The sequence below is a fragment of the Burkholderia sp. S171 genome, from assembly GCF_009766085.1.
In the GTDB taxonomy this organism is placed as follows: Bacteria; Pseudomonadota; Gammaproteobacteria; order Burkholderiales; family Burkholderiaceae; genus Caballeronia.
The window spans coordinates 65826-78679 of the sequence record NZ_LMUF01000056.1 but is presented as its reverse complement, the minus strand read 5'-3'; the positions used below and the strand labels follow the sequence as shown (position 1 = coordinate 78679).

Annotated in this window: 10 protein-coding genes; 2 read left to right on the top strand and 8 right to left on the bottom strand. The window is 56.0% G+C overall.

All coding sequences use genetic code 11. The annotated features are described in order from the left end of the window. Positions 1–156: 156 nt before the first annotated feature. Complete coding sequence (locus tag GSQ93_RS32125; RefSeq protein ID WP_301952103.1) at positions 157–1224, bottom strand: acyltransferase; 1068 nt, start codon at positions 1222–1224, stop codon at positions 157–159. A 418-nt stretch (positions 1225–1642) separates the two neighbouring features. Between GSQ93_RS32125 and GSQ93_RS32120 the strand changes: the two genes are divergently transcribed. Together GSQ93_RS32120 and GSQ93_RS32115 are read left to right on the top strand one after the other, a co-directional pair. After that, positions 1643–2371, top strand: a complete 729-nt coding sequence (locus tag GSQ93_RS32120; protein WP_158939973.1) for a GNAT family N-acetyltransferase — start codon at positions 1643–1645, stop codon at positions 2369–2371. A 271-nt stretch (positions 2372–2642) separates the two neighbouring features. Continuing rightward, positions 2643–3632: an acyltransferase gene (locus GSQ93_RS32115; RefSeq protein WP_158939972.1), complete on the top strand. Its 990-nt coding sequence runs from the start codon at positions 2643–2645 to the stop codon at positions 3630–3632. A gap of 197 nt (positions 3633–3829) precedes the next feature. Here the strand turns inward: GSQ93_RS32115 and GSQ93_RS32110 are convergent, their stop codons facing one another. The 7 genes from GSQ93_RS32110 to GSQ93_RS32080 form a co-directional block, all read right to left on the bottom strand. After that, a complete protein-coding gene (locus tag GSQ93_RS32110) occupies positions 3830–4321 on the bottom strand; it encodes a hypothetical protein (RefSeq protein WP_158939971.1) in 492 nt (163 codons plus the stop codon). 252 nt (positions 4322–4573) lie between these two features. Beyond that, positions 4574–6658, bottom strand: coding sequence for a hypothetical protein (locus GSQ93_RS32105; protein WP_158939970.1), 2085 nt, complete (start codon positions 6656–6658; stop codon positions 4574–4576). A gap of 87 nt (positions 6659–6745) precedes the next feature. Further along, positions 6746–7690, bottom strand: a complete 945-nt coding sequence (locus GSQ93_RS32100; RefSeq protein ID WP_254074169.1) for a glycosyltransferase family 2 protein — start codon at positions 7688–7690, stop codon at positions 6746–6748. Between the two features lie 345 nt (positions 7691–8035). Then, entirely contained in the window at positions 8036–8731 is a 696-nt protein-coding gene (locus GSQ93_RS32095) for a class I SAM-dependent methyltransferase (RefSeq protein WP_158939968.1), read from the bottom strand. Positions 8732–8877: 146 nt separating this feature from the next. Beyond that, a complete protein-coding gene (locus tag GSQ93_RS32090) occupies positions 8878–9273 on the bottom strand; it encodes a GtrA family protein (RefSeq protein ID WP_158939967.1) in 396 nt (131 codons plus the stop codon). Positions 9274–9354: 81 nt separating this feature from the next. Continuing rightward, positions 9355–11451 (bottom strand): bifunctional 2-polyprenyl-6-hydroxyphenol methylase/3-demethylubiquinol 3-O-methyltransferase UbiG, encoded by a 2097-nt coding sequence (locus GSQ93_RS32085; RefSeq protein WP_158939966.1) that lies wholly within the window; start codon positions 11449–11451, stop codon positions 9355–9357. Then, entirely contained in the window at positions 11448–12854 is a 1407-nt protein-coding gene (locus GSQ93_RS32080) for an ABC transporter ATP-binding protein (protein ID WP_158939965.1), read from the bottom strand. Before GSQ93_RS32080 ends, GSQ93_RS32085 begins: the two co-directional genes overlap by 4 nt.

Genomic DNA, 12854 nt, shown 5'->3' with positions numbered 1-12854 from the left:
GCCGTTGCGGAGCATGTCAGTCTATTCTTTAGCTTCTCGATCACCCTACGTAACGCCTCTTTCTTGAACGCTCGTCCGATGAGCGGATCAATGGGCGCCACAAAGAGAAATAACGAGACAAGACCGATCAATACCCCAGGAGTATCGGGGCGAATCTCATATGCCAGCGTTGACTTCAGACATCGGGCGCGTCTTTCGCATCCGCATAAATCGTTTTAGCCGCATCGCCGGTTCTTCAATAAAGTGCCACGACATGTACGCCAGGACCGCCGTGCAGGCTGTCGAGACGACGAGTGCAGGCCAAAGCGGCAATATGTTCCCGGTCAGCGCGCATATCGTCTGTTGGGTCATGAAGGCGTAAATGTACATGCCGTAGGACAGATCACCGAACCGTCCGAACCGGCGAAAAAACGGCGTGCTCATCTCTCCGAACACGACCACAAAGAACGGGAGCATGGCCAGCAACGCGACATAGACGTGCTGCGCAAGACCGAATCCGATACCGGCCAACAAGACCGCGCAGGAACACAGGAAGCGGCGGGGTTTCCATACGTCGCGCAAGCTGTTCATCGCCGCGCCATAGGCGAAGGCCAGCGCGAATTCGATGAACAATACGCGTGGTGCATTGGGCAGTTCGGCGCCAACGCCGTTGAAGAAGTAGCCGAGGAAGAAATACCACCAGCCGATTCCCAGGATCAGCACAAGCGGAAACAGGCGCACGCGCATGAAGCCGAGCAGACCTGCAATAGCAAGATAGGCGTAACACTTGATCTCGAGTGGAATTGTCCATATCGAACTGTTCACGCCGTGGAAGGGGTTCGCGTCGAACACGCTTGGAATCTTGTCCACGATGTTCAGGCCGATCGTATTTACGACGTAGGAGTAAACGTTGGACTGGTCGAAATAATCGCGCAGCGAAAGCTGCGTGACTAACGGGCCGACCACGAATGCACACAACAGCGTGGCGACGATCAATGCCGGCCAAATACGCAGTACTCGCTTCATCGAGAATCGAAGCAGATGAGGATCACGCTCCCAACTCTGCGAGACAAGATAGCCGCTGAGAGCGAAGAAAATGATGACCGCGATGCCGCCCCAACTTTGCTGCGGGATGGGGGGGTGCTCCGAATGTGCGCTCACCACGTGCTGGTGGCTGTAAATGACCAGCATCGCCGCGAGAATTCGAATGAAGTCGAAATTATTACCGTGGCCGGCGTCTCTCATGCCGCTCTCTGTAAAAATTTGTGGTGGTCAGTATTATATATTAGACATCAGTAGGACATTGGGGGTGAAGAAGCCCCCGCATACTTCCATCAGCTCTTGGCTGAGGCGCTAGGCCAGGACGTGTGGCGTCGAGGGCGGACTATTTGTGTGCAACGGAACGATCTACGGTTGGCGCGGCGACATACTTGTTGCGCCACTGGCGCGCATCTCCGACACGCCGCATGTGCTTCAATGGCACAAGGTCGCCAGCGAGCCGATAGGACGGAAAAACTCGTCCGTGTCATGGCAGCACTGCTGGCTTCCTACGAAGTTCGAAAGCGCTCGCTAGCAATATCGAAAGGATCTGACGTTTTGGAGGCGAAATATCGGTCCTAGCGGCCTCGGCTAGAATAGGCCTCTCTACAAAAGAGGTGTGCTCATGAATTGCGCGTTATCAACCCTGGACTTGAACCGATTCGGCGTTGTGACAGCGAAAGCGGATTTGATCGAGAGTCCCGACCAAGTCACGGAGTGTCTGGCTTTTTGCGAGACGAACCGGGCCAAGCTCCTTATTGCGCGAATCGATTCTCACCGCTTGGATCTCGCGCATCGACTGGAATTTGACGGAGCCATTTTGTGCGACACGCTCATTTACTATGAGCTTCGTATGCTCAAAGCAGAGAAATATCAAAATTTTTCCGATGAATTCGCGGTAAGGCTAATCCAGCAAAACGATAAAGAGGCCGTACTGTCAATTGCGCGAGAGGCATTTTCAGGCTACTACGGGCACTATCACTCTGACCCTAGACTTAAAAAATCAGACTGCGATGACACTTACGTTTCATGGTGCGAGAAAACTATCAACAATGTAGGAAATGTTCATGGTGTGCTGGTCATCGAAGATGCGTCCGGAATTTGCGGATTTCTTACTGTCCGCGTCCATGAAGATGAGCGCCTTGAACTTGTTTTAAGTGGGATCGCAAAACAATACTCAGGGCGCGGCGTATATCGAAGATTAATTCAATCGGGGGTTGGATACGCACGTGAGATAGGGATAAAACGTGTTTTCACTTCGACTCAACTTCCAAACTTGGCAGTACAGAGAGTGTGGATTGCGCAGAATTTCATCCCGATTAAATCAACGCATACGTTTCATTTGTGGCTCTAGGCAGTCGGCGTTGGCAACTGAATTTGGACTTGTCCATGTACGCCTTTTCAATACGCGTTATAGCGCGCATCGCTTGGGCTCGACTTCGCCTTGATTCCGCCATGCCCAAGTCCTCAGTGCAATGGCTTCCTACGGCACTCGACCCAGGTCGCTAGCGATCTCTTTTTAAACGGACAGCCGCCGCATTCGTAAAATTTGGATTCTCGGTCGGCTTACCTGCACCTTATCCTAGACGTTACAATGCCCACTCCACGCTAACCAAACCATACCCGTGAGAAACAATTTCAGCCTGATCCGGATCGTGCTCGCGATCTTGGTCCTTTTTTCTCACAGCTTTCCTTTGAGCGGCACTGCGAACCCAGCGTTCGAGTTGTATCTATTTGAGCGCTGGCACATGTCGTTTGGCACCGTATCGGTGCATATCTTCTTCGTTATTAGTGGCTACCTGATCACGCAAAGTTACATGCGCGTCGAAATCTTTGGCGTGTTCGCATGGCACCGATTTCTTCGACTAGCTCCCGGGGTGCTGGTCGCGCTCGTTTTTTCGGAAATGATGTTCTCGCGCTACAACGGATATATTGGGAACCCAATACCTGCCTCTAATGGATCGCTCTGGACCCTGTCTTGGGAGGTCGCATGCTATATGGCTTGCGGGATTATTGGCATGTTGGGAATTTTATCTAGACGCAATTTCAATACTCTGTTTGCGGGCCTCTGGATGCTTTACTTTTCTAACATCACCCAGAGTGGCGTTTATTTCCTAAAAATCGAACCACTGTTTATGTTCTTCGCAATGGGGGCATTCATCGCTGTCAACGAGGGCGCCATGAACGTAAGGCGTGCAGCAATGCTATCTGGGATAGGGCTAGTGATTGCCTTCTTTGCCCCACTGAACACCTATGTCCTTGATTGGCTGCGCCTACTTCCTGCGCCAATGGGTGGCACCATAACTGACTGGCGCATTCAACTTATCACCTACATTGTTTCCGCACCGTTCGTTTTGATCTATCTGGCGAAATATGCAGGCGTGATCAAATGGAGCATTCGAGACATCTCTTACGGCGTGTACATCTATGCGTGGCCAGTGCAGGAAGTCATAGTTTACGAGTCCCATAAACGCGAAATCCTGCTCGGCGGCTGGGGAACATTTGCTGTCGCACTACCCATTACATTGATTCTTGCTTATCTATCTTGCCGTCTCATCGAGGAACCCGCGTTGCGCATGAAGCATGCGATGCGGGCTCGAAGAGTAAGACCATAGCGTGGATCCCTAACTAAATGCTCGTCAGCCCGCATCCCTGCGTCGGAGATCGGTGGATCTGTAAGTGCCGGGCATTGCTGCGACCCAATGGAACCTACATATCCTCACCGGCAGCCCGGTTCACGGGAAACGGCTCGGATATTCACCAAAGTTTCAACCTATCCGTCAGCGGAACCCCTGAGGGCGGATTTGCACGGCTAGATGTCGACGATCTTTCGCAGTAGAGCATAGGAAACACGCCAGTGGCCATCGCTGTCATTGACGGCAATAGATGCCGTCTTGGCATTCAGCCTTACGATGATTCCGACGCGCTCGCTGAAGTGCTTGTCGGTGAAGCCGACTGTCTCGCCGATGAAGAACTCCTCACGCTGCGTTCCCGGCGGCGGTGTCGATTCGACGTGAGGCTGACCACTCGAAGTGTCCGGGATGATCGCCGCATAGAGCACGCTCCAATGGCGTAAAGTTGCGCTGTCTTGAACCACTGCCTGAGTGCGCCGAAGTTCAACTATGGTGCCTTTCACGGGCGGCCCAAGCGGGTTGTCGCCGATGTAGTTGACGGTCATCCCCAGATGCAGGCGTTGACGTATTTCGAGAATACGCCGGGGATCATCAAGCATTTTGCCGATAGCGAGGTAGAGGCGATATAGCTCGGCACTGGGCGCCTGCCGAAGCGAGTCGAGAATGTTCATATTTAGAAGTGTTTTAACGGACGAGCTGCAATAGTTCGTGCACACGATTGACGATACGACGACAGTGACGGCGACACGGCGCTCAATGCGCTCAAGGCGAGGCTGAACCCGCCCCCGGACCGCGGGAACCGCGTCGCGCGAGGTGGCCCGATCGACGGGTCACCACGAGCCCGGTAGGAAAGGCGTCACGCTCGATCTGCTGTGGCGGGAGTACCGGGCACAACGTCCAGTTGACGCGCCCGTCAGCGAGAGTCAATCGGGCAAATTGGACTTAAGTTGCCTGAAAATGACGTCGCACTCGGCGCCCTGATCGGTAATGAGTTTCAACGAGACGAATCCGGTCGCATCGGGCAACGCGGATACGGTCAGCGGTACGGGCTCGACCGTTGGAGAAAAGTGGACCGGGCTAGTGCCGCCCGTAACCGTCAAGCCCTTGCAGAAGGTGCCGGCCACGTACAACGTGCCATTGAAACGAACCGGGCCAGTGACTTTGCGCATCAATGTAGCCGTGAACGGTTCAGCGTGCAGCCTCACGAAGAAATTGCGGCTTCCGTCAGGGTTCCAGACGTTGCCTGAAGGCGTCGCATAGTCGCTGAGGAACCAGTAATCCCGGAATATATGGTTGGTCGCGGTAACCCGATGCTGCATTTCCGCGAGAATTGACACGGCGAGCGGCAATGGCGTGGGCGCTGTCCGGCGATAAACCATGGCCGTGGCGTCTTTCTCTAGCGCGTATCGCTGCCCTGTGGTCTGGAATTCACTAGCAGCGGCGCCCGTGGACACGATGTCACCCACCGTCTCCACAACCTGCTGCTGGTCCGCACTGATATGGTGCTGGAACGGCTTGACCACGACCACTTGAAAGGCCTGCAACAGGTCTTCGATTGGCAGCGGATCGCGCGAGTCTATCTGCGGACTACTATCTACCGTCAGTAGCCGGTGCCCAGGAGGATAAAAAAGCTTTTCCGCTTGAGTGACAACGTCAAAGTTCAAATTCCCGCTTGATGCCGCGACGAGGACCGGCTGCTTGCCATCACGCAAACCGGACACCAGCGCCCGGATGTTATCGAAGTCGTCTCTTCGGAGAGGCGCGGCGTACTCGGTGAAGATGCCGAGCGCCCGATTCGCTCTGTCGTAGTTTTGGTAATGCGTGCCGTAGATCAGCGTCGCGTTGCCCACCGCATAAAGCCCAATGCACACCGCGAACACGACGGCCAGCACCCGGGCGCGCGACCCACGCAAGGTCGTGTATATATTGAAGATGCCTACGGTAGCCAACAGCGGGAGGCCAACAATCAGCTGATGAAGCCCGCGTTGTCTCGCCGTCGACACCCAGACAATCAGCCACATCAAAGCGAACAGGCTGGCGACAAACCGGGCGTTCAAGCGCCGCCAACCCGTCACGAGACCCAGGACGCAGCCGACAACGCCGACGCTGAAATATACCCTCCCGATCACGTCGGTATAGAAATAACGCAGCAAGGAAGCGGTGCTCTGCTGATAAGACGAGTACAACGAACCGTAATCGTTCTCCAGAATGTTCTTGAGGAAGAAAGGATCGAGCACGACCAGCCAGAGGACTACGAGCACGGCCAGCATGCCTGGCTTGACCAGCCGAACGATGATCGTCAGTGGCGATCTTTCCGCCTTCAAAAGTACATCCCGGAGCACTGCGATCGCGATCGTCAACGACACTGACACCAGCAGCGCAAGGACGGCATATGCCATATGTCGGCGAACCACGGTTCCCAAGCCCAGAAGGAACGCCACCGCGACGAATGTGCGAGTGGAGCGGAGTTGGGTATCCGCCAGCAGTATCGCGAAACCAAACAGTATGCACGCCGCGGCGAGCGGGTCGGGATACCCGAGCATAGTCGCGTGCCACGCCGTCGGAACGGCAACCGCAAGGAAAGCCGCGCACCACACGCCACCTTCTCCGCACTCGGGAAAAGCTTTCTTGATGACGCGTCCCATCGCAATACAAAACGCGGTGACGTAAAGCGCTGCCAGCGAACCGATATACAACTGACGCGAATCAGTGTCCCATCCAAAAATGAGAGAAATGGGAACAGCAAATACAAGGTTGTACTCGCCTTTCAAACTCTCGATTAAGAAGGTTGCCGCGCTCTGGGGACTGTTCGCGAACGCCTCGCAAAATTCACGCGTTATGCCGATGAAACCATTCCAGTCCCAATAGAAAATGAATTTCTCGGACGCGACGTATAGGTGCGCCGCCCATGTGTTCAGGGATACAAGTACAACTGTCAGAAGCAAAAGTGAGACCCAGCCGCGCGCGACGGAACCAGCACGCGTCGATGCATTTTCGTTTTTGTTCATGACTTCGTCTTTTTGAACACGGGATTACGGGATTGAAACGACTCGTTATGCGAGACCCGAAAAGCGCGATGGCGCTCAGCCCGGCCCCTAGGTGTCCGATCTTTTCGACGAACCGGCCAGCACTTCCTGTATGACATACAGTGGCCGGCTTTTTCCCTCTATGTAGAGGCGGCCCACGTATTCACCCATGATACCGAGCACGATGAGTTGACAACTGCCCATCAACAACATGATGACGGCCAACGATGTCCATCCCGGGACCGTCTGACCCTCACACCATGCGTACAGGACGTAGGCACCTAGAAACACCGAGAGCAGCGCTGCCCCTACCCCCAGGTAAGACGCAAAACGGAGGGGCTTGACCGAGAACCCGGTAATCGCGTCGAAGGCGAACTTCAGCATCTTTACGAAGGGGTATTTGGTCGTACCGGCGAACCTCGCTGCGCGTTCATAGGGAAACGCTTCTTGCCGCATTCCGATCCAGGTGACCATGCCGCGGATAAAACGATGATTTTCCGGCATACAGTTCAATGCATTGACTGCGCGGCGGCTGATCAGCCGGAAATCGCCCGTATCGACCGGTATATCGATATCGACCAGGCGATCCAGTAGCCGATAAAACAGCGACGCAGACTTTTTCTTGAAGAGTGTTTCGCCTTCTCGCTTGATGCGCTGGCCATATACCACGTCAACGCCCGCATCAAGGCGCACCATCATGGCGGGCAGAAGTTCAGGAGGGTCCTGCAGATCCGCATCAATGATGAATATGCGCTGACCACTGGCGATCTTCAGGCCGGCGGTGAGCGCCAGTTGATGGCCGAAGTTACGAGACAGATTGATGCAAATAATCCGGTTATCTGCTTCGTGCAGCGCCCTCATGTAGGACCAGGTCTTGTCGGACGAACCGTCGTTTATTAGCACCAGCTCGTAGGAACTGAGATCCATGCCAGCACACACGGACGTGATCCGCCGATACAACTCGTGGATGCCCTCTTCTTCGTTGAAGCAAGGCACCACGATCGACAGAAACACGGAAGGATCTCGCACATCTGACGGGTTCGAAGAAAAACTCATAGTCCACTAATCTGATCGTAAGTAGCTTTGACATCCGCCGTTCGACAGACCGCCAACAGCTGATTAAAGTGGCTCGGCGGTTCCCGGCAAGTTATGTTGATGCCGGACAATGGGAACCCCGCATGACGCAAACCAGCTCTCGGATCTTCTGCGCGCATACAGCGGGCAAGCAGAGCTTAACGATCAATGCATCTACGCTGGCAGCACAAATTTGCAATGGCAATAGGCATTTGCAACGTACAAGCGAAATTTTTATTGATCCTCCAAAGGGATGTGTTGAAAGTAATCCGGTGGGATGTACGGTCACACGCCCGAGGCATAGACCGAATACTGAGCTGCAAGAGGCAGATGCACCAAGTACCGTTCGAATACTCGCAGCCGCGAGAGCGCGCGCGGAAAGAAAATGCGGTATCGGATTCGAACGTCCTTGAAGCCCGCTTCGTGGCACGAGCGTTTCATCACGGATGCAGTGATCAATCTCGCGTTCTCGTCGAACTCGCATGTATTGACGGCCCTAACCGTCAGCGGGTTATAGGGATTGTGCTCGAAGATGGCTAGCACGCCGTCTGGTCTAAGCACCCGCCTAAGCTCGGACAGCAAACGCACATGCTCCGCGCGATCGATATGGTGAAATACGCACATGGCGTATGCAAGGTCGAACTGGGCCCGGTCAAACGGAAAGTCGCCGCCATCGAAAGGCACGAAGGTCGCTTGACCCGGAAAGCGCGAAGCGGCAATGTCCAGCGAACGCTCCGATACATCGACACAGGTCACATTGGTGGCGGGAAGGTACTTCTTCATCCAGGGCAGCGAATTGCCCACACCCGAACCAAAGTCAAGGGCAGTAACAGGCGCCAGGCAGCGGCGTTTCATTTCCGCCTGGATATCGTGGATCTTGTATTCGCTGAAAAACGCCGGATCTTCGCCTGACAACGCAATATTACGGGCATGCAAGACGTGATATTCATTCGCAAACTTGTCGAATTCTGCCTTATCCATGCTGAGCTCATCCTATAAGTGTCGTACAGACCGCATAGTGATTCCGTTCTGTGGAGGTTTTTGGCCTATATAGTTCGGTTTGTTATCAAATATCTCATTGCTCTCGGCTCTAATCCGCCAAGATGTGCGCATCCCCTGCCCTTACGTCAAGCGCTTGCGGGCGTCTGTGAACGGAAGACCAGAAATTTGGACACCGCAAACAGGAACACCGCGACTATTGGGACGGCGCACGCTTGAACAAGCGCTGCGCCGAACCGCAGGTGATCGCGGAAAACAACCAAGATCAGTAGATTAAGCAAATAACCTGCCAACTGGGCTAGTGCATAGCGCACGGCAATTCCAAATATGTTCCCGCTATGGGCAAACGTCCACTTGCGATTCAAAAGGAAACTGACCGTTGCGGCAACCAGATAGACGCACGTCATCGCGATCTTTGCATCCATGCCGAGATGCATGAGCAACAGGAAAGCCACATAGCTCGCCGCGTTGGCGCAAAGTCCGACCACGCAATACCTTATCAGTTGGCCCGTTACCGTTGCCATCAAAAGACCTCGCGCCGGAAGAACCGGAACGTCATCGTTGGTGGCCTCGCGTGCGAGAAATATAAGCTTGATCGCATGTGTTCACCGTACGAGATTCTTGATACGTACAGCGACGGCTCTGACCGGCCAGGTCGCCCGCCACGCGTGTGATTGCAGCACAGCACTCAGTTCGCTCTTGACGCTGTCCCTTTCCCCCTGCGCCCGCGTGAAATCTGCGTGGGCGCGAGTAAAATCTGCATGGGCGCGGGTGAAATCTGCGTGGGCGCGCGTGGCGTCGTCTCGCGCTATTTTCTCGGCCGAGGTCGCGGCGCGCAGTTGATCCTGCAACGCACTGCGCTCAGCGTCCATTTCCGCCAACCGCGCGTTCAGCATGTCGACGTCGGTCGGCCCCCCTCCTCTCACCCGTGTGCTCAGCGCATCGACCGTACTCATCAGATCGCCCATTGCGTAGGACTTCAGGTCGAGTTCAGTCGGCAGATGGCTAGCTGCCCATGCATCGAAGGTCTCGGCCGTGCACGAGTCACCCGTCGCAAACGACATGAACACGGCCTCGCGCTGCAAATAGTCTTCCACATGCGCCTTGTCGAGCGTCATGCCCAGGTGCGCGAATATATCGACGAACAGATTCTGCCGGTTCAGCAACTCCAGCTCGTTCGGGACTGCACAGGTGGACAGCATGCGGACCGTCAGCGTCAGTGCGCGGAACACCAGGAAGCCAAGCGGCAATGGCTCGCGGGACAGCCATTCGTGATCGATGACATGCGCGACGCCATGCCCGTCGAACACGATGTTCTGAGGCACAACGTCGAGGAGGTGTCCGGGCATCGGATCGTCAACGCTGATGCCCGACGGCCGGTCGCCCTCTACGTGAGCGTCGGCAAACAGCACGTCGATGTATCGATGCAGGACGCCGGCTGCCTGTTTTGACGTCCACCCCGGCGTCAGCACGAGCCGCGTGAAATCCTCATCGAGCGACACGCCTTCAATGAACGGCTCGTTGCTGATGGCGTGTTCGTATTCGACATTCGACGCCGCGGTATTGGCCGATGCAATCAAGGCTTGCGACTCGATGGACGCACGAACGACCTGGACCCGTCCCTCGGGCGAGCGGCGAAAACTGGTCGACTTGCAGAACTCCGGCGCGCGCTCCACCGAGTAATGATGCGCAAGTTCGTCGGCGGGGAAAGCAGCCTGGGCGTCCCCGTCGGGCGACGCCACGAACAGGAAAGAATTGGCAAGGTGATCCAGCAGGCCGTTGCGACCGACCGATGCCCACGCCCGTTCGAGCGAAAAGGTCAGCACAGTGGAGTTGACCTGATGGTCTTTACTCACCGACTGTGACGCGAGTATCTCGGCGCGAAACGGACTGTCGGCATGCAGGCCGCCGGGCAGGACCACCGAACTCGGCAGCTTGTAGTCGGGAAAGGGCAACGCGAGCGCGATCGATGCAAAACCCGCGTCTTTCAGCCGACGCTCAAGGTTGACCTTGCCAAACGTCTCGACACCCGGCTTGGCATATAACCCATTAATGCCGAACATGCGTGCGCCGACGTGGTCCTCAGGCGCACCGGCAAAGTATTTGAGCCCGAGTTGGTTTTCGATGGCGATGATCAGAATGCCGTCGGGCTTCAACAACGCACGCGTAGACTTGAGCATGTCGTTCACCGGGTCTTCACCCGTGCCGAACAGGCCGGCATATTCGAGCACTCCGATCAGCGTTACGACATCGAAGCGACGATCCGTCTTGAAGTTGGAGAATTTCTCGCTCATCACTGTGACGTTCGGGAGACCGCGTGCGCGCAGTGCGGCTATCGATGCGCGCCGGGGGCTGCCTTCCAGCGCGAGCACGTTCGCGCCGCATTCGCCGAGGAACCGCGTGATCGCGCCGCAACCAGCGCCGATCTCCAGGACATCGCCCTTGAGTCGTTGCGCGAGCGGGCGCAGGAGGTTTGCCCGCGATGCGTGCAGGTGATAGCGCCGGGGCCAGTCAGTGCAATGCGCGGCGAGTTCGCGCGACATGACCGATACGTCGACTGCGTTGCGCAGGACGGTGGCGATCGCCTGCTCGACCTCGTCTCCGTCGTTGTAAGCGAAAGGCTCGCTGGCGTCTTTGCGCCAGATCAGGGACTCCTGATCGAACACATACCCCGCGTTCGACAATTCAAGACCAAAAGTCATTTGCCAATGTCCATATGCATATACAGGTTGGTGAGTCCGAAGAAACGCGACTCGTGATCGACGACAAGGTGGATGGAATCGTAGCGACGGTCATGCGGGACGATGTCTTCGCCATGACGGGTAGCGATGCCGAGCGAAACGAAATAATCACCCGCGCCCAAATGGCAATCGAAATGCACGTAGGCGCGCCAGTTCGTGCCGGCTTCAAACATGCCGTCGAGACCGTCGCACTGAAGCAATTCGGAATTGGTGCCGTAAACCGTCACCCCTTCCTTGGTCTTCAGCGTCACTCCAAGGATCGGCCGCATCATGGCCTGCTCGATACGAAAGGCGATAGCCAGCGTGACCTTCGAACCACTCGGAATGACGTTTGGCGACATCACACCATCGCTTTCGATCGCGAAATCCGTGATCGCCGCCATGCCATCGCCCCAGCGATACTCGTATTGATTATAGGCACGCCGCTGGTTGTATAAATCTTCGTCCGACGAGAGCTCAAAACCCTGCTCCTGCTCCGACCGGGCAGCGCCCGCCGCCGTCACGACCATGGTGCCGTTCGATACGGTGCCCACCGCGTTATCTTCGGTCCGGGGTGCACCAGGCTCGGCCGGGAGTGCCACCGGAAGGGTTTTCTCTGTGGCTTTCTTGCGATCTCGACCAAACAGCAGGTCCAGATACCGGTTGACCGTTTCGCGGGGCTTGCCCTCAAACACCTTATTGCCGCCGTCGAGCAGGATGGCGCTCGAGCAATGCGTGACGACCTGTTCGCTGCTGTGTGTCACCAGCAGAATGCTAGTCCCGTTGTCTTTCAGTTGCTTTAGCCGATCGAAACACTTGGCCTGGAACTTAGCGTCGCCGACAGACAGCGCTTCATCGACGATCAGGATAGCCGGGTCGATCTGTGCCTGAACCGCGAACGCAAGTCTGACGATCATGCCGCTCGAATAGGTCTTCACGGGTTGCTCGATGAATCGCCCGATGTCAGCGAACGCAGCGATGCTGTCGAAACGTTCATCGACCTCGGAACTGGTCAGTCCCAGCAGCGAGGCGTTCAGATAGACATTCTCGCGCCCGGTGAATTCAGCATTAAAGCCGGAACCGAGTTCCAGCAGCGCCGCCACGCGGCCATCGGTGCTGACGCCGCCCGCCGTCGGCGTCAGCGTGCCTGCGATGATCTGCAGCAACGTCGACTTGCCCGACCCGTTGCGCCCGACAATGCCCACCGTTTCGCCTCGCGGCACGGTGAAGCTGATGTCATTGAGCGCCCAGAACTCGCGATAGAGCTGCCGGCGTTGCCGGTAAAACATCTGCAGCAGGCGATCTCGCGGCTTGTCGTAGATGTTGTAACACTTGCTGATGCCCTGCACTTCGATCGCCGACTGGCGTGTGATTTCATTGTTCAT